Annotated in this window: 16 protein-coding genes and 1 tRNA gene; 7 read left to right on the top strand and 10 right to left on the bottom strand. The window is 56.4% G+C overall.

The features are described 5' to 3' along the window. The first annotated feature begins 441 nt into the window (after nt 1–441). Nucleotides 442–1,833, top strand: a complete 1,392-nt coding sequence (locus C8R31_RS02365; protein WP_107692454.1) for a DEAD/DEAH box helicase — start codon at nt 442–444, stop codon at nt 1,831–1,833. 144 nt (nt 1,834–1,977) lie between these two features. On the opposite strand, the gene C8R31_RS02360 is transcribed toward C8R31_RS02365, so the two are convergent. The 4 genes from C8R31_RS02360 to C8R31_RS02345 all read right to left on the bottom strand — a co-directional run bounded on the left by C8R31_RS02360 (nt 1,978) and on the right by C8R31_RS02345 (nt 5,410). Next, on the bottom strand, nt 1,978–2,364 hold the full coding sequence (locus C8R31_RS02360) for a group II truncated hemoglobin (RefSeq protein ID WP_258192498.1): 387 nt from the start codon (nt 2,362–2,364) through the stop codon (nt 1,978–1,980). A 15-nt stretch (nt 2,365–2,379) separates the two neighbouring features. Continuing rightward, entirely contained in the window at nt 2,380–3,255 is an 876-nt protein-coding gene (locus C8R31_RS02355; protein ID WP_258192497.1) for a ceramidase, read from the bottom strand. Between the two features lie 9 nt (nt 3,256–3,264). Then, entirely contained in the window at nt 3,265–4,623 is a 1,359-nt protein-coding gene (gene radA, locus C8R31_RS02350; RefSeq protein ID WP_107692452.1) for a DNA repair protein RadA, read from the bottom strand. A 226-nt stretch (nt 4,624–4,849) separates the two neighbouring features. Then, nucleotides 4,850–5,410 carry a sugar O-acetyltransferase gene (locus C8R31_RS02345; RefSeq protein WP_107692451.1) on the bottom strand — a complete coding sequence of 187 codons (561 nt, stop codon included), beginning with the start codon at nt 5,408–5,410 and terminating at the stop codon, nt 4,850–4,852. A 387-nt stretch (nt 5,411–5,797) separates the two neighbouring features. Here C8R31_RS02345 and C8R31_RS02340 point away from each other — a divergent pair, with 387 nt between their 5' ends. Further along, nucleotides 5,798–7,444 (top strand): MFS transporter, encoded by a 1,647-nt coding sequence (locus C8R31_RS02340; protein WP_107692799.1) that lies wholly within the window; start codon nt 5,798–5,800, stop codon nt 7,442–7,444. A gap of 113 nt (nt 7,445–7,557) precedes the next feature. After that, nucleotides 7,558–8,256 carry a pirin family protein gene (locus C8R31_RS02335; protein WP_107692450.1) on the top strand — a complete coding sequence of 233 codons (699 nt, stop codon included), beginning with the start codon at nt 7,558–7,560 and terminating at the stop codon, nt 8,254–8,256. A 130-nt stretch (nt 8,257–8,386) separates the two neighbouring features. Here the strand turns inward: C8R31_RS02335 and tilS are convergent, their stop codons facing one another. Beyond that, entirely contained in the window at nt 8,387–9,811 is a 1,425-nt protein-coding gene (gene tilS, locus C8R31_RS02330) for a tRNA lysidine(34) synthetase TilS (protein WP_107692449.1), read from the bottom strand. Further along, a complete protein-coding gene (locus C8R31_RS02325) occupies nt 9,780–10,748 on the bottom strand; it encodes an acetyl-CoA carboxylase carboxyltransferase subunit alpha (RefSeq protein ID WP_107692448.1) in 969 nt (322 codons plus the stop codon). Before C8R31_RS02325 ends, tilS begins: the two co-directional genes overlap by 32 nt. A gap of 436 nt (nt 10,749–11,184) precedes the next feature. Here C8R31_RS02325 and C8R31_RS02320 point away from each other — a divergent pair, with 436 nt between their 5' ends. After that, nucleotides 11,185–12,852 carry an ABC-F family ATPase gene (locus C8R31_RS02320; RefSeq protein ID WP_107692447.1) on the top strand — a complete coding sequence of 556 codons (1,668 nt, stop codon included), beginning with the start codon at nt 11,185–11,187 and terminating at the stop codon, nt 12,850–12,852. A 71-nt stretch (nt 12,853–12,923) separates the two neighbouring features. Here the strand turns inward: C8R31_RS02320 and ampD are convergent, their stop codons facing one another. The 4 genes from ampD to ispB form a co-directional block, all read right to left on the bottom strand. After that, complete coding sequence (ampD, locus tag C8R31_RS02315; protein WP_258192496.1) at nt 12,924–13,466, bottom strand: 1,6-anhydro-N-acetylmuramyl-L-alanine amidase AmpD; 543 nt, start codon at nt 13,464–13,466, stop codon at nt 12,924–12,926. Nucleotides 13,467–13,532: 66 nt separating this feature from the next. Further along, nucleotides 13,533–13,769, bottom strand: coding sequence for a PP0621 family protein (locus tag C8R31_RS16405; RefSeq protein ID WP_107692446.1), 237 nt, complete (start codon nt 13,767–13,769; stop codon nt 13,533–13,535). 284 nt (nt 13,770–14,053) lie between these two features. Beyond that, a tRNA-Pro gene (locus C8R31_RS02305) sits at nt 14,054–14,130 on the bottom strand. Between the two features lie 157 nt (nt 14,131–14,287). Next, nucleotides 14,288–15,256 carry an octaprenyl diphosphate synthase gene (gene ispB / locus C8R31_RS02300; RefSeq protein WP_107692445.1) on the bottom strand — a complete coding sequence of 323 codons (969 nt, stop codon included), beginning with the start codon at nt 15,254–15,256 and terminating at the stop codon, nt 14,288–14,290. Nucleotides 15,257–15,461: 205 nt separating this feature from the next. Here ispB and rplU point away from each other — a divergent pair, with 205 nt between their 5' ends. From rplU to cgtA, 3 genes are all read left to right on the top strand, one after another. After that, nucleotides 15,462–15,773, top strand: coding sequence for a 50S ribosomal protein L21 (rplU, locus tag C8R31_RS02295; RefSeq protein WP_107692444.1), 312 nt, complete (start codon nt 15,462–15,464; stop codon nt 15,771–15,773). A gap of 12 nt (nt 15,774–15,785) precedes the next feature. Then, nucleotides 15,786–16,058, top strand: a complete 273-nt coding sequence (rpmA, locus tag C8R31_RS02290; RefSeq protein WP_107692443.1) for a 50S ribosomal protein L27 — start codon at nt 15,786–15,788, stop codon at nt 16,056–16,058. Between the two features lie 126 nt (nt 16,059–16,184). Beyond that, nucleotides 16,185–17,255 (top strand): Obg family GTPase CgtA, encoded by a 1,071-nt coding sequence (cgtA, locus tag C8R31_RS02285; protein WP_107692442.1) that lies wholly within the window; start codon nt 16,185–16,187, stop codon nt 17,253–17,255. Nucleotides 17,256–17,404 lie beyond the last annotated feature (149 nt).

The following is a 17,404-nucleotide window of genomic DNA, read 5'->3' as shown; positions in this document are numbered from 1 at the left end:
GTATACTACGCGAAGCGATGGAAAGGGAACGAACGTATCAACGTGCATCTCTTCTCTTTTCTTCGGTTCATCGTTCCTGACCGTTTCCGATCTCTCTTCGATTTTCCAGTTCCCAGGAAATTGTGCGGCACGCTTAGCGGCGATGTTTAGGGTTTTCTCGAATAGCATCCCTTAATCGGGGCGCCTGGAAAACTCCTTGTTGTGCGCCAGCGGTGCCATGCCCATCAGTTCTACGGCAGTAACGTCCTGCTCGCGCGCGTTAGCGCATCAATAATCCCAAGTCCAGCACACACGGGCGACCAATACGCGGTTAGCAATCCGGCGCTCAAAAGAAGCGGCCCATGGTCATTTACATTGCGGCGTCAAAGCCTGATGCAGCAATGCAGCACTGGAATCCGGAAAAATACGATGCATCATGCATTCCATTTATAGGAAAAAAAAGTGTCTTTCGAAAATCTCAATCTGCATCCACTCATCCTTAAAGCGATTAACGACGCGGGCTATACGACCCCCACACCCATTCAGGAACAGGCTATCCCGGCGCTTCTCGCTGGTCAAGACGTGATGGCCTCGGCCCAGACCGGCACGGGCAAGACAGCCGCCTTCATGCTCCCGGCGCTGCACCGTCTCGCAGAGCCATCCAGGATACCCGGTCGAGGCCCCCGGGTATTGGTACTCACCCCTACGCGGGAACTTGCGCTTCAGGTGTCGGAAGCGGCGGCAAAGTACGGCAAGCACCTGCCCCGTGTCAAAGTCATAAGCATACTCGGCGGCATGCCTTATCCGCTGCAGAATAAATTGCTTTCGCAGCCGGTCGATATCCTCGTCGCGACGCCTGGCCGTTTGATCGATCATATCCAGCGCGGACGCATCCAGTTTTCGCGCCTCGAAATGCTGGTGCTGGACGAAGCGGATCGCATGCTCGATATGGGCTTCATTGATGACGTGGAAACCATCGCCTCGGCCACGCCCGCAAGCCGGCAGACCCTGCTGTTCTCGGCGACGCTTGACGGCGCGATCGACAAGGTGGCCGCGCGGCTCCTCAAAGCGCCCCAGCGCATCCAGGTGGCAACGCAACAGGCAAAGCTTGATAACATCGAGCAGCGACTGCATTACGTGGACGACATGTCTCACAAAAACCGGCTGCTGGATCACCTCCTGCGCGATATAACCATGAAACAGGCCATCGTTTTTACGGCCACCAAACGCGACGCCGACACGCTGGCTGACAATCTCTCTGCCCAAGGCCATGAAGCCGCCGCGCTGCACGGGGATATGAATCAGCGCGACCGCACTCGTACGCTGACAAAGCTGCGCCACGGCGGGCTGAGAGTGCTGGTGGCAACCGACGTGGCCGCGCGGGGAATTGACGTGGCCGGCATTACTCACGTCATTAATTTCGACTTGCCGAAGTTTGCTGAAGACTATGTTCACCGCATAGGAAGGACCGGCCGGGCCGGCGCTTCTGGAATCGCGGTATCGTTCGCTTCGGTGAAGGATGGCATCAGTCTGAAAAAAATAGAACGCTTTACCGGGCAGCGGATCGATTCGCATGTCGTACCAGGACTGGAGCCGAGATTCAAGCCTCGTCCCGGTGCTGGTGCTGGTGCCGGCACCGGCGCCGCCAGCGCGTCGCGAGGCGCGCCCAGTGTTGCCCATAAACGCAACCGTACCTGGTCAAACGATAGCGGACGACCTGCAGCCGGCAGCGGAAGCTGGGAGAATGGCCGTGGCCGTTCCTTAAGCGATAACCGGGATAAGACGCGTAGCAGCACCACCGCCAATACCTTCAGAAACAGCGGCGTGCCAAGCCCTTATTCCAGGCCCAAGTAAGCGTTATAATATCCTGATGGTCCGGGACTAAGTCCCGGACCATTTTTTTGCCTGAACAGGCCCCCTGCCGGCAGCGGGAAAAATCTTCATCAATAACAATCCCGCATATGGATATGGCGCCGTGTACAGCGGTACAGTTATCTTCTATTCCGGCTGATTGCGCATGAAATCCGCGGTCTGGTAAAACGCCTTTCCCAGGCTCTTGCATACCTCCTGTTCCAATCCGACATCTTCCATGGCACGGCTCATGCACGACAGCCACTGGTCGCGCTCGGAAATACCAATGGTAAACGGCAGGTGGCGCGTGCGCATGCGCGGCTCGCCAAATTTCTCCGTGTACAGGGATGGTCCGCCCATGAAACCGCATAGGAACATGAATAGCTTCTGCCGGGAACTGGCCAGATCCTGCGGGTGAAGCTTGCGTATGCCGTAATAGTCCGGGTCCTCGTCCATCAGATCGTAAAAGCGATCCACCAGACGCCGCACTGCGGTTTCGCCGCCCATGACTTCGTATGCTTCTATTAGGTGCACTTCATCCTCTCCGTTTTAACTTACTGTAACCGATCCAAAACGCTGCCCGGCTCCCTGTTCCCGCTGCGGCGTTCGTCGTCGCAGCATGCGCAATATCCAGTATGCCGCGGCAGCCGCGACCAGATGCTTTACCGTATGTCCGCTTACGAGATTACCCAGGTCATAAATTTTCTGATCCGCAATTTCGCCTGCTTTCGCGAGCGCATACCACGCTACTACCGCATATATATCTTCTCCACGGGTATACCGGGACGGAAAAAACTTTGCCAGAAGAACAATCACCAGAATCGAGTAGAATTGCACCACGATGTAAAAGTTCAGATTCCCTGCACCCTGCTTTTCGCTCCAGTGCCAGTGCAGCACGCTTCCCGCACCGAGAACGACCAGCAGAGGCAGCAACTGCAATCCCGCCCGGACGCTCACGCGCTCGGCCAGGGTTGCGGCTACCAGCGCCATAATCGCAACCGCCATGGGCAGGCGGTCCCACATCAGCCGGTCATTGTCCGGCGCCAAATGATAATAGGCGGAACCTATCCCGGTCAGCGCCACGCTCGCAAGGAGCACGAGGTATGGCCAGCGCTCACGTGGCTCGACAAAAACTGTATTTGCACGGGCATTGCCTGAACGCGTTACAAAAAGCATACCCCCCACCCCCACCAGCAGAAACCCAACGTTGGAGGTCACATTGAAGAAATTCGGAATGCCGAAAAACTCCCGCTGATCGGCGAACTGGTGATATTCCGCCGGCTGGTGAACTGGAGGAGCAAGTCCGGCGATAAGAAGCATTGCTATTGAAAGTGCTCCCAGCAGCCACAGCCCGGAGCGCATACGGCGACTCATATTTTCTTCACCAATAAAGATAAAGCGCCCTCCTCTCATTGCCATCGCCATCGTATCGCCTCAGCGCATTTTTGCCACGGCTTCCTCCACCCGTTCCACTGCAATAATCTCGATACCTGGGATGGCGTGTTTAGATAGGTTGGCTTTAGGTACGATCGCACGCACGAACCCGAGTTTAGCCGCTTCCTTCAGTCGTTCCTGGCCGCGCTGCACCGGGCGTACTTCCCCCGCCAGGCCGACTTCCCCAAACACCACCGTTTTCTCCGGCAAGGGCTTGTTCTTAAGCGACGAAACAATCGCAAGCAATACCGCTAGATCGACCCCTGGCTCGGTAATTTTTACGCCTCCTACCGCATTGACGAAGACATCCTGATCAAAGCAGGCAATGCCCGCGTGGCGGTGCAGCACAGCCAGCAACATTGCCAGACGGTTCTGTTCCAGCCCAACGCTCAGCCGTCTTGGATTGGGCGCATGGGCCTCATCCACCAGCGCCTGAATCTCCACCAGCAGGGGACGCGTACCTTCCTGGGTTACCATCACACAGGAACCGGCGACTTGTCCGCCGTGGTGAGAAAGGAATAGAGCCGAAGGATTGCTGACTTCACGCAAGCCCTTGTCCGTCATGGCGAATACGCCCAACTCGTTCACCGCGCCAAACCGGTTCTTGAAAGCCCGAATCATGCGGAAACTGGAGTGGGTGTCCCCTTCGAAATATAGCACGGTGTCCACCATGTGCTCGAGAACCCGGGGGCCGGCCAGTGACCCTTCCTTGGTGACGTGGCCAACCAGAATCATGCACGTGCCGCTGGCCTTGGCCAGCCTCGTCAACTGGGCGGCACATTCCCGGACCTGAGCAACGGAACCGGGCGCGGATTGCAACGCATCGGAATAAATCGTCTGTATCGAATCAATCACCGCGATGCCGGGTCTGCGTTCGGTCAGCACTGCCTGAATACGCTCCAACCGGATCTCCGCCAACAGGTGTATCGCTTCCGCATCCAGCGCCATGCGCCTTGCCCGTAGCGCCACTTGGCGAGCCGATTCTTCGCCGCTGACATACAACGCCTCTCGTGCGGGAGACATATGGGACATATGACATAGCGCTTGCAGCAACAGCGTGGATTTGCCAATTCCGGGGTCTCCTCCCAGCAATACCACCCCACCCTCGACCAGGCCGCCTCCCAGCACGCGATCAAACTCGGCTATGCTTGTGGAATAACGCGCCTCTTCTCCCGCATCTACCTCGCTCAAGTTCTGTACCTGCCCAGTTTCCGACACCGGCGCGAAGCGCGGGGCAACTCTCTCGGCAACTGCCTCAACCAGCGTGTTCCATGCCTGACAATGCGGGCACTGACCCTGCCATTTGAGAGTCTGACCGCCGCATTCGATACAGGTGTACGTGGATTTGCTTTTAGCCATTGTCTGGAGAGTCGGTTGCCCGCTTAGGAGCTAGCGCCGGAGACAGACGCCAACACGCGGATAAGCACGAACTGGTGCGAAAGGACTATTGTACCCTGTTCGGAATACCGCGCTCGCCCCTCCCCTCACCCGCTAACTCTTAACCGTTAACACGGTTCGCCTTCTCGTGCGCAACAGGAAAGAAACACATTACGATCGGCCCGTGGTGGTCTTGACCGTTTCCTGGTCATCCTTCGATTTCCCGCAAAATGCGGCATGGGTTGCCAGCGGCAAATACCCCTTCCGGTATATCTTTTGTCACCACACTGCCCGCTCCTACCACAGACCTTGCACCGATCCGGACACCGGGGCATATGATGGCAGCACCTCCTATCCATACGTCATCGTCTATCTGAATATCCCTTCCGAGTTCGAGTCCGGTCATGCGATCACCAGCGCGCAAGGGGTGTATCGCTGCGTAGACCTGGACAGCCGGCCCGAATAACACGCGCGACCCTATACGGATGGGAGCGACATCGAGGACAACACAATTGAAATTGAAGAAGACCTTGTCGCCTAATGTAATATTGCTCCCATAGTCGCAATAGAAAGGCGGCTCGATCCAGACACCCTCTCCTGCAGCGGGTATGAGTTCTTTAACGAGGCACGCACGCTCGCTAATTTGATCGGCCCGGGTATCGTTGAGTTTTTTAACAAGAAGCCGGGCATGGCGGCGCTCATCGGATAGTTGTGGGTCGTGCGGATTGTAGAGGTACCCACTCAGCATTTTGTCCTTTTCAGTTTTCATCAAGCCTCCGCGATTGTTTTGAAACCGGACAGACCGCCGATGTATTTACTGTGGAAAGTTACTACGAACCTGTGAGAACAAGCGTGTTCTATTTCTATATGCTATAGACAATTATCGGGCAACGCGCATCACCGGGGAAGGAACAAGTCAGACCCGATGGGTCCAGCGCAAGGTCTGTACGCCCACATCCGTTACCCTGCAGAATGAGCGAATCGTAGCCGGTATCAGCCCACCGTGTTGGCAGATCATCACGGTCGTTAGCGACGCGCGCAGATGAGCCAACGTTGCGCGTTGGCCCGGAGCGGGCTGATCTCGGGATGTAACTACGTTGCGATACAAAGACAAGGAGCAAGCGGTGCGCTGCGGCGATGAAAACGAGTGACTGGTGTGAATAAGTCGGACGAACATACCGCCTCGCCTACCACGGACGCCAGCGCCTGGGGCCCTTTGGGCGTGCCTGTGTTTCGGGCATTCTGGCTGGCCGCGCTCGGTTCTAACATTGGCACCTGGATCAATGGGGTGGCATCGGGCTGGGTGATGACCGATCTGTCTCATTCGCCGGTAATGGTATCGCTGGTGCAGGCAGCCGCATCCTTGCCGATGGTACTGTTCGCGCTGGTTGCGGGGGCGCTTACCGATATTGTCGATCGGCGGCGTTATTTGATAGCCACCCAGCTATGGATGGCGGTTTGCGCGGCAATGCTGACTTTCCTGGCCGCGGTCGATCAGCTCGATCCCTGGAACCTCTTGATTCTGACGTTCGCGCTCGGAATTGGCGCGTCGATGGCGCAACCGGCGCTCAGCGTCACGGCGCCGGAACTCGTTCCCAGAAATATGCTGCCGCAAGCTGTTGCCCTGGGTTCGCTGTCGATGAACCTCTCGCGTTCCATCGGCCCGGCCATCGCCGGTCTGCTTCTATCGCAGCTTGGCGCATGGGCTGCATATAGCCTTAACGCAGTCTCATTCATCGGCATGATGGTGATGCTCTGGTCATGGAAAAGGCAGCCGGAGGAGCGATCGCTGCCGCCCGAGCGCTTCTTTCAGGCGCTGCGTGCCGGTTTGCGCTACGCGCACCGCGCTTCGCCGTTCCGTGCCGTGCTGATCCGTACCATCGCTTTTATTCTTTTCACCATCTCCGCATGGGCATTGCTCCCGCTGATTGCACGCAACGAACTCGCCGGCGGCCCCGCGACCTACGGATTTCTCCTGACCTTCGTCGGAATCGGCGCCGTAGCCGCAGTCATGATTTTACCGCGGCTACAGGCCCGCATTTCCCGTGACCGCCTGGTGCTTATCGCGAGCGTGGTCTACGCGCTGACCATGGTGGCGTTGGGAACGGTGCGCAACGAAGCCGTGTTGTATGGAGTGATGATCATTGCCGGCGCAGCTTGGGTCACGGCCCTGTCATCGCTGCAAGTCGCGGCACAGGTCTCGGTGCCGGCATGGGTACGAGGCCGTGCCCTGTCGTTGTACATCATGGTCTTTTCCGCCGGGCTTACGCTCGGCAGCCTGCTTTGGGGTTGGGTCGCGGCGCACGCAGGCATCTCCGCCGCGCTGCTGGGGTCGGCTGCGGGTGCGATGCTTGCAGCGCTGGCCGTGCGCGGATTCAGCCTCGGTGGTCCGGAGACGCCTGACCTGTCGCCGTCTTTCCATTGGCCACATCCCCCTGCGGCAAGCGAGCTGGATAAGGATCGCGGTCCCGTCCTGGTCACGATCGAATACGAGATTGAACTCGAGCAGCGTGAGGCCTTCCTGGATGCGATGCAGCAACTTGGCACGATGCGGCGGCGGGACGGTGCATTCAGCTGGGGTGTGTTTGAGGATATCACCGTACCGGGGCGGTATATCGAGCTGTTTCAGCAAGACTCATGGCTCGACCATTTGCGTCAGCACGCTCGGGTCACGCGCGAAGACCAGCGCGTCCAGGAAATCATTCACCGTTTTCATATTGGTAGCGCCGCCCCCAGGGTTTCACATTTTATCGGGGGCGCGCCCAAAGCGTTTACCGATGGCTCAATGGAAACCGCCCCATGATGGCTCTTCCGTTCGCGCCCCCAGTCAGATCTTCCGCGGCTTTTTTTCTTCTGCTAGAGTAAGCACCCGATATGCCACGCCTTTGCATAGCCGTCTATTAAAGGAGAATAGATATGTTGGAATTACGACGCGCGCAGGATCGCGGTCATGCCGACCATGGCTGGCTGAATTCCTGGCACAGCTTTTCCTTCGCGGATTATCAAGATCCCAAACATGTTCAGTTTCGCGCGCTACGCGTCATTAATGACGACACCGTGGAACCGGGCCGCGGTTTCGGCACCCACGGACACCGCGATATGGAAATCGTCAGCTATGTACTGGACGGCGCACTTGCACACAAGGACAACATGGGCAACGGTTCCGTTATTCGTCCAGGTAATGTGCAGCGGATGAGCGCCGGCACAGGTGTACTGCATAGCGAATTCAACCCATCACAAACCGAGCAAGTTCATTTCCTGCAAATATGGTTTCTGCCCAATGCGGCAGGCATCACCCCCAGCTATGAGGAAAAGTATTTCAGGGACGAGGAAAAACGCGGCAGGCTGCGCCTGATCGCGTCACCAGACGGCTCTGATGGTTCCGTGACAATCCATGCGGATGCGAAAATGTTTGCCGGCCTGCTGGATGGCAACGAACGGGTTGAGCATTCCAACGCACCAGACAGGTATGTCTACGTGCAGGTCGCGCGCGGCGAGGTATCGCTGAATGGTGTCTCTCTGCAGACTGGTGATGGCGCCATGCTCGCAGGCGAAGAGCGCGCGGTTCTTGACCAGGGCCGAAACGCGGAGGTGCTGGTTTTCGAGCTCGCGTAGACGGCAGAAGCGAAGAAGCAGCGGCTGCGTGATAACGTACAAGCGGGATAACTGGCGGGTAATTGCGGCACAACTACCATCTGATAGTCGCTCATGCTCGGCTTGAGCGACTGAAAATTGTCTGCCGGAGCTACTGTCCGGTCACGGCTACGCCCGGGCACCAGGCAACGACCAATGCCTGCTCCCCTGGCGCGGCCTGGAAGTTGCAATCCACCCCGAGCCCTGGCACGCAGGCGAGTTGTTCCCCGCTGAATAACAGCGGAAGCGTTTTTCGCTCCCATGGCGGCATCGCCGCCTCCTGCAAGAGGTTCTTGAGACTGCGGCGCGGCCGTTTGCAATCCGGTCGCAAGCCCTCCCCGCCTCTGCGCAACCGAACTGTCACGGGATATTCGGTAAGTTTACGCAGGCTGATCCCCACTCCTTCAGCAGCCGTGAATTTCAAGGCCCCGCACAACTCGGCAAGAACAAGTTGTTTCTCTCCGTGCCAGCCCATGCACCAGTGGATGGGGGGAAATGCGCTTGTTTCGCGTATATGTAGCAAGCCTCTGAATGTGCGTATTTCATTATTTCCGAACCTCACATGCAGTTTCGCATCAGCCCCGGAAAACAGCAGTTGCCGCAGGATATCCTCCAGCTTTGCGGCGCTCGGCAGTATCGCGCCCCTGCGGGCAAACATGTAGCGCAGCAGGTTCTTGGCGCGAAGAAAACTCAACTTGCGCAAACATTCGATCTCGATGCTTCCCGTACGGGCGCATTCCCTGCTATCGACCTCGGCCAATTCATCCAGTAGGGCGGATGCCTCCGCGAAATGCCCGCTTGCGCGAAGGAAAGCCTTGCGATAGGAAGGGAAACGTTTCTCCAGCATGGGAAAGAATTCGTGGCGCAAGAAGTTGCGATCAAAAGCCGTATCATCGTTGCTTTCATCGGTTATCCACTGCAACGCATGTCGTTGAGCATAATCCTCGATCTCCCGGCGCGATACTTCCAGCAGCGGCCGCAAAATCAGCGGGTAGGGCGAGGTTCGGGCGGGGGACGCGCTCCCGCTGTTCGGTTGCCATGGATCCTTCATCGCCACACGCGTTGCCCTGACGACGGGCATGGCGCTCAGCCCTTTCACGCCCGCGCCGCGTAACAACTGCAGCATGAGGGTTTCAGCCTGGTCATCCAGATGCTGAGCCAGGACCACATAATCTGCCTTCAGTGTGGCAAATATGCGATAGCGTTCTTCCCGCGCCGCGGCTTCAAGGCTGACGCCGGGTTCCCTGTTGATTTTGAGCCTGGCGGTTTCGAGCGGGACGCCGCGCGAACGGCACAGATGATGGCAGAAGCGGCTCCACTCGTCGGCACGCGGGCTGATGCCATGATTGACGTGAATGGCAGAAAGCTCAAACGGAAGTTGAACAGATAGCGGTACGAGCAGATCCAGCAGCACGACCGAATCCACGCCCCCGCTCAACCCCACGAACAGCCGGTTTCCTCGCCGGACCTGTTCACGCAGCACGTTTTCGGCTTTGCGGGAAATGTTATTTGATTTTAACTTCCTTGAACTTGCCATATCCCATCAACCGGGTGAAGCGTCTCTCCAGCAACGCCTCCGGGGAATGGCCTTGCAGGTGCTTGAGCGATTCCTCGAGCGCCATCTTTACGTCATGCATCGTCGCAATGTAGTCGCGATGGGCCCCGCCGGCGGGCTCGCTGATGATTTTGTCGATCAATCCCATGGTCTTGAGGCGATGAGCCGTGATACCCATGATTTCGGCAGCTTCGGGCGCCTTGTCAGCGCTTTTCCACAGGATAGAGGCGCAGCCCTCGGGAGAAATAACGGAGTATGTGGCGTATTGAAGCATCTGCACCCTATCGCCTACGGCAATTGCCAATGCTCCGCCAGACCCGCCTTCTCCGATGATGGTGCAAATGACCGGAACCTTAAGCTCCGCGAGAACATAGAGGTTCCGGCCGATCGCTTCCGATTGGCCGCGCTCCTCCGCGCCAATGCCCGGGTAGGCTCCCGGGGTATCGATGAACGTGAACAAGGGGATGGAGAACTTCTCAGCCAGGCGCATCAGGCGCAGCGCCTTCCGGTAGCCTTCAGGTTTGGGCATGCCAAAATTGCGATGGATCTTTTCCTTGGTATCCCGGCCTTTCTGGTGACCAATGACCATTACCGTTTGACCCAGGAATCGCGCCAACCCACCGACGATGGCATGGTCATCGGCAAAACTCCGATCGCCATGAAGCTCTTCGAAGTCGGTAAACAGGTGCCGGATGTAGTCAAGCGTGTAAGGCCGCTGGGGATGTCGCGCAACCTGCGAGATCTGCCAGGGTGTGAGCTTGGCGTATATGCCGGTGGTAAGTGACTGGCTTTTCTTCTGTAAACGCGAAATTTCAGCTGAAATATCGACCGCTGAATCTTCCTGGGCGAAGCGCAATTCCTCGATTTTTGCCTCAAGCTCAGCGACAGGCTGCTCGAAATCCAGAAAGGTGATTTTCATGCAACACGGATGTAATTCGAAAACGCAATGATACATGAATGCCGGCCTATCGCACGAATGATCAGGCGCGGTTCAGTGGCAGAACGGGTGGGAGGATGGCGTACGGGAACGTCGGGCTGACGGGCCCCAACGCCGAAAGAACGGGAGGTGTAGCGTATTTCGGAACACGCGCGAAACGATGCCATGCTTCTTTCTGACACGTCTCCCCGTGGTACCCATATCAATACATCTCGATTATTTTCGACTGGAACTGAGCTGTCGCCTGTAGAAATCCGAGAAGGGAAGCCGGCAGGCCGGCCTTTGGATTGGAGATAAACTTCCGCACCGAAATACCGCTTTACCGTACCCGCGGTGCGATGGATTCACCGCCCGGATGGTTCCGTATTACACATTAATCGGGTAAAATTTAGGGTTTTATCCATTTCCGGACAGACCTTTGATTACTACCGCTAACGTCACGATGCAATTCGGGGCACGACCCCTGTTCGAAAATGTTTCGGTCAAATTCGGTGACAGCAACCGTTACGGATTGATCGGCGCCAATGGCTGCGGCAAGTCGACCTTCATGAAAATACTGGGAGGCGACCTGGACCCGACCTCGGGCAATGTCAGCGTTGACGCCGGCGAACGTGTGGGCAAGTTGCGCCAGGATCAGTTCGCCTTCGAGCACTGCTTGGTGATCGACACCGTAATGATGGGGCACGCCGAGTTGTGGCGGGTGAAAGAGGAGCGGGACGCGATCTATGCGAACCCCGATGCCACCGAAGCCGACTACATGCACGCCGCCGATCTGGAGGCGCACTTCGCCGAGCTGGACGGTTACTCCGCCGAGGCGCGCGCAGGTGAACTGCTGTTGGGAGTGGGTATCCCGCTTTCACAACACCAGGGCTTGATGAGCGCAATCGCACCCGGCTTCAAGCTGCGCATATTGCTGGCACAAGCGTTGTTTGCCGATCCCGAGATTCTGCTGCTGGATGAACCGACGAACAACCTTGATATCAACACCATTCGCTGGCTGGAAGATGTTATCAACGCGAGCAGGAGCACAATCGTTATCATTTCCCATGACCGACATTTTCTTAATAGCGTCTGCACGCATATGGCGGATCTGGATTACGGCGAGATCCGCATCTACCCCGGAAATTACGACGACTACATGATCGCTTCCACTCAGGTGCGCGAACGCATGGTGGCTGACAATGCCAAGAAGAAAACGCAGATCGCGGAGCTGCAATCGTTCGTCAGCCGGTTTTCCGCCAATGCCTCCAAGGCACGGCAGGCCACCAGTCGGGCACGGCAGATCGAGAAGATAAAGCTGGAGGATATCAAGCCTTCCAGCCGCCAGTACCCATACATCCGGTTCGAGATGGATGAGCGCGAAAAATTGCACCGCCTGGCGGTATCCGTGCAAAGCATCAGCAAGCAGTTTCCGGGTATGGAAAAACCGCTGTTCCACAAGTTCAGTCTCAATGTGGAAGCAGGGGAGAAGATCGCGATTATCGGCCCCAACGGCATCGGCAAGACCACCCTGCTGCGCACTATCGCTGCGGATATCGCGCCGGACGCAGGCGAGGTGAAGTGGGCGGAAAAGGCTCGCCCCGGTTATTTTGGGCAAGACCACGCGGACGATTTCGAGGAAGACATGTCGCTCACTGACTGGATGACGCAATGGCGGGGTGCAGGGGACGATGATCAGGCTGTGCGCAGCGTTCTTGGGAGACTGCTGTTTTCCGGCGACGAAGTAAAAAAATCGGTGAAAGTCATATCCGGGGGCGAGGAAGGACGAATGTTGTTTGGCAAGCTCATGCTGAAAAGAAACAATGTGCTGCTGATGGATGAGCCCACGAACCATCTCGATATGGAATCGATCGAGTCGCTCAATGCGGCGCTGGAGAAATACACGGGCACGTTGATCTTTGTTTCCCATGACCGGGAATTCGTTTCTTCGCTCGCGTCGCGTATTGTTGAAATGACATCGGATGGAATCACGGACTTCAAGGGTAACTACGAAGACTATCTGGGTGGCCAGGGCGTCGTGTCCGGTTCCGGCTTTAATAGCGGAAATCAGGCGCCAAAGGAAAAGGCGCGCATGTCGTCAAGATAATCACGCGCTCTGCAAAAAAGGAGAAGACCGCGGAAACGAAATCCAGGGAATAGAGGGGACTTGAAGTGAGATCAACGGTCCGAGAGCAGCGCGCGGTAACGCCCCCAGTCGAAACAGGGGCCGGGGTCGGTCTTGCGCCCCGGCGCGACATCTGAGTGCCCGGCTATCTCCACAATAGGATAGCGCTGTTGTAGCGCACGGGTCAGCACCGCCAGCGCAGCGTACTGAATGTCGGTAAACGGAACGCTGTCGCTCCCCTCCAGCTCTATACCGATCGAATAATCGTTGCACCGGCTCCTGCCCTGCCAGCAGGATTCACCAGCATGCCACGCGCGCTTCTCGCACGGAACGAACTGAATGGTTTCGCCATTCCGGCGTATGAAAAAGTGAGCTGAAACCTTGAGTCCGCATATGGACCGATAATAGGGATGCGTGTCGGGCTCGATCCGGTTGGTGAAGAGATCAATCACCCCATCGCCGCCAAACTCATCCGGCGGGAGGCTGATGTTGTGGATGACCAGCAGGTTTATTTCACACCCGGGCGGGCGCTCATCAAAATTGGGAGAAGGAATAAAGCGGACGTTGCTCGGGCAAATCGCTGGATCAGTCTGCATTTGATCAACCTGCATTTTGATCGGCTTGCCGTTGCATTCCACGCACCTATCGACACTCCAGGTTTTTTATAACTTCAGGTGCAGGCGGCGATGCTCATCGCTACAAAAAAATTCCCCTTCGGATGTGATGCTTTCACTCCTCGGCAGATGTACGCCGCAGTGGACGCACCGAACCATATCCTCTCCCTCCAGGGAGCGCGGCTCCTCATGCGCTTCTTCACGCTTTTTGAGCGACCGTCGGTAGCTTCTTATTATCCAGAAAACAACGACGATAATAAGAGCGAAGAAAAGAATTCTACCCACGGTATTGTTTCCGTTGCCGCATCAGAATTGGGCGCACCTACTGCTAAGCAGAAGACTTTGCATTCTACCGACTGCGCAGAACGGTGCAAGTCATAACGGACGGATCTTCCGGGAACGGGGTAAGGCTGAAATAACATGACGCTTTCGGAACCGGCGCTGCGGCCCGGCCATGGCTCCCGGAACCTGTGGGTAACCGCTGCCACGTCCTCCGGTTTTCCGCAATCGAATCCCGGAATCCCGGCATGCCCGGGAAAAACCTGCTTGAAAGTGATCCCTATGAAACATGGTCGGGGTGAGAGGATTCGAACCTCCGACTCCTGCGTCCCGAACGCAGTACTCTACCAGGCTGAGCTACACCCCGAATTGACCGTGCTGTTTACATGCGCCTGAGATAATCGCTTCCTGCGCGTGGGCAGCAATTGTACGCAGGAAGGGATTTCCGGGCAATTCAAATTTCCTTCCGGGCCGCGGGAAACGTTTGTGAGTTCAACCATTCTCCGTCCCTATTTGCTGAGCGGCTAATAATTTCTTGCTACTGCAAAAGTGCTGAGCTGTAACAGGCATTCCTTGTAATCGGAATCGGGCAATGACGCGATCGTTCTGGATGCAGTTTCGGATTCGGATTGCGCCCGCTGCCGGGCGTAATCCAGTGCGCCGGTCTGCTGGATGACGTCCAGGATGGGCTGAAAGCCTCCCTCGCCGCCCTTCTCTATCGCGTTGCGTATTATTGCAGCCTGGGCGCTCGATCCCGCTTTCATGGCATAGATGAGCGGCAGGGTGGGCTTGCCTTCGGCCAGGTCATCGCCCAGATTCTTGCCCGTTTCCTGATAATCCCCCGAGTAGTCCAGCATGTCATCCGTCAACTGAAATGCTGTGCCGAGATGCATCCCGTAAGCGGCAATCGCCTCCTCCTCCGCCATGGTGGCGTTGCCCAGGATTGCCCCCAGACGGGTTGCCGCCTCGAACAGTTTCGCGGTTTTATAACGGATCACGCGCAGATAGTTCTCCTCATCCACATCAGGGTCGCGGCAGTTGAGCAACTGCAATACCTCGCCCTCCGCGATCGTATTCGTGGCATCGGCCAGCACCCGCATGACGCGCATGCTGTCCACCTCGACCATCATCTGGAATGCGCGTGAATATAAAAAATCTCCGACCAGCACACTGGCGGAATTGCCGAACAGGGCATTTGCCGTCGCCTTGCTGCGCCGCAATTCGGACGCGTCGACGACGTCGTCGTGCAGCAACGTGGCGGTATGGATGAATTCGACGATGGCGGCAAGATTGTAGTGATGCTTGCCAGCGTAGTTGAATGCACCGGCCGAGAGAATTACCAGCGCGGGCCGCAGGCGTTTTCCCCCGCTATTGATAATGTATTCGCTTACCTGGCGGATGAGCGCCACATCGGAGTAGAGTTTCTCGCGGATAACAGTATCCACCGCGACCATATCCTGGGCGATAAGGCTTCTGATACGTTCAATCGACACAGAGGTTCCCGCAAAAAAGGTGCCATGGTAGAAACGTCACCGCCAGTATGTCAAGCCGCTAACGGAGTAACCCGCTATTGTGACACAAAACTCATTCGCAACAGAACTTTGACCTAATCAAGGGGGTAATGTATAATTGTCGTTTACCTTTTTCAGGTACTTTTTTCCAGGTACTTTGGCCACTTACGTAAGAGAAAGAATTCAAATGTATGCAATTATAAAAACGGGCGGCAAGCAATACCGCGTCGAGAACGGGCTAAAGCTCAAGATTGAACAGATACCTGCAGATATAGGTAGCGAAGTTGTGATCGACCAGGTGTTATTGATCTCGGATGGCGACAATATTTCAATGGGCAAGCCTGTGTTGAGCGGCGCCTCGGTGACCGCCACCGTGCTGAAACAGGGCAGGCACGACAAGATACGCATTTTCAAAATGCGGCGGCGCAAACACTATCAGAAACATCAAGGACACCGGCAGAATTACACCGAAATTGAGATCAAAGATATTTCGGCATAGGGAGAGCTTAGCATGGCACACAAAAAAGCAGGCGGCAGTTCACGGAACGGACGTGATTCAAATTCGAAACGCCTGGGCGTGAAAAGCTACGGTGGAGAACTCATCTCCGCTGGAAGCATTATCATCCGCCAGCGCGGAACCAAGGTCCATGCCGGAGAAAATGTTGGCATGGGCAAGGATCATACTTTGTTCGCCAAGGTCACCGGTACAGTAAATTTTGGGATGAAAGGTGCGCAGCAGCGTAAAATAGTCAGTATCCACCCGGTCGAGTCAAGCACGCTCTGAATCGTTCCCCGCAGCCCCAGTACTTGTTCTTGTCCAGATATAGTTTTTCCAGGAACCACCGCGAAAGAGCCCTGTCGATCTGATAGGGCTTTTTTGTTTTCAGCCTGATAAGCGGGACAAGATGCGATGAAATACATAGATGAAGCACTGATCCATGTCACCGCCGGCAAAGGCGGAGATGGCGTCGCCAGTTTCCGGCGCGAAAAGTACATCCCCAAAGGCGGCCCCTCCGGGGGCGATGGCGGGCGCGGCGGAAGCATTTTTGCCATTGCCGATCGCAATATCAATACGCTGGTAGATTACCGCTTCGCCCGCGAACATCGGGCAAAAAAGGGCGAGAACGGGCGCGGCTCGGACTGCTACGGCAAGGGGGCCGAAGACATCGTCTTGCGGATGCCAGTAGGCACCGTAATCTCAAACGCGGCTACGGGGGAAGTGATTGCCGATCTGGCGGGGCATGAACAAACGGTTTTGCTGGCCAAGGGTGGCACAGGCGGCCTTGGCAACCTGCATTTCAAGTCCAGCATTAACCGTACGCCACGTCGATTTACCCTTGGTGAACCCGGAGAGGAATTCGATCTTAAACTCGAACTCAAGGTTTTGGCGGATGTAGGGCTCCTCGGAATGCCAAACGCGGGTAAATCGACCCTTATTCGTGCTGTCTCCGCTGCGCGCCCAAAAGTGGCCGATTACCCCTTTACCACCATGCATCCGAATCTGGGCGTGGTGCGCGTAGACCAGAATCGGAGCTTCGTGATGGCCGATATCCCCGGTCTGATCGAAGGCGCGGCAGAAGGCGCAGGGCTGGGACACCGCTTCCTAAAGCATCTTGCCCGCACGCGTCTGCTGTTGCATGTCGTTGATATCGCGCCGCTGGATGAAAATGTCGATCCGGTGCGCGAAGCCAAAGCCATCGTCAAGGAACTGAAGAAGTATGACGAATCGCTTTATCGCAAACCGCGCTGGCTGGTCCTCAATAAAGCTGATCTGTTGAATGAGCAAGAGCGGGATAAGGCTGGCAAGAAATTCCTCCGCGAACTCCGGTGGAAAGGCAAAAGCTTCCTCATTTCGGCGGTAACGGGGGAAGGTTGCAGGGAACTGACTTATGCAATCATGGAATATCTGGAGCAGGAATCAGCAGGCGCAAATGAGGAACATGCACCATCGGGCGAATATCTGCAGAACCCATCGCCATAGGCTGTTCATAAACAGAAGCACAACGATTATACTACTCAGGCCTTTCATTTGAGCGCGGCCCTCGCCGGAATCCACCCCACGTACATTCGCCACAGAATTTGCGCTACCACGCATCATCACACTGTCTCAGCGTAAAACTCAGCGTAAAA

Origin of the sequence: Nitrosospira sp. Nsp2 (assembly GCF_003050965.1) — a bacterium.
In the GTDB taxonomy this organism is placed as follows: domain Bacteria; phylum Pseudomonadota; class Gammaproteobacteria; order Burkholderiales; family Nitrosomonadaceae; genus Nitrosospira.
Note: the sequence above shows the minus strand (reverse complement) of the source record. Positions and strands in the feature narration are given on the sequence as shown.

Excerpts from the sequence above, each read along its gene's own strand:
- C8R31_RS02355 (WP_258192497.1), bottom strand. The coding sequence starts at position 3,255 with ATGGCGATGGCAATGAGAGGAGGGCGCTTTATCTTTATTGGTGAAGAA.
- radA (WP_107692452.1), bottom strand. The coding sequence starts at position 4,623 with ATGGCTAAAAGCAAATCCACGTACACCTGTATCGAATGCGGCGGTCAG.
- C8R31_RS02345 (WP_107692451.1), bottom strand. The coding sequence starts at position 5,410 with ATGAAAACTGAAAAGGACAAAATGCTGAGTGGGTACCTCTACAATCCG.
- C8R31_RS02335 (WP_107692450.1), top strand. The coding sequence starts at position 7,558 with ATGTTGGAATTACGACGCGCGCAGGATCGCGGTCATGCCGACCATGGC.
- tilS (WP_107692449.1), bottom strand. The coding sequence starts at position 9,811 with ATGGCAAGTTCAAGGAAGTTAAAATCAAATAACATTTCCCGCAAAGCC.
- C8R31_RS02325 (WP_107692448.1), bottom strand. The coding sequence starts at position 10,748 with ATGAAAATCACCTTTCTGGATTTCGAGCAGCCTGTCGCTGAGCTTGAG.
- ampD (WP_258192496.1), bottom strand. The coding sequence starts at position 13,466 with ATGCAGACTGATCCAGCGATTTGCCCGAGCAACGTCCGCTTTATTCCT.
- rplU (WP_107692444.1), top strand. The coding sequence starts at position 15,462 with ATGTATGCAATTATAAAAACGGGCGGCAAGCAATACCGCGTCGAGAAC.
- rpmA (WP_107692443.1), top strand. The coding sequence starts at position 15,786 with ATGGCACACAAAAAAGCAGGCGGCAGTTCACGGAACGGACGTGATTCA.
- cgtA (WP_107692442.1), top strand. The coding sequence starts at position 16,185 with ATGAAATACATAGATGAAGCACTGATCCATGTCACCGCCGGCAAAGGC.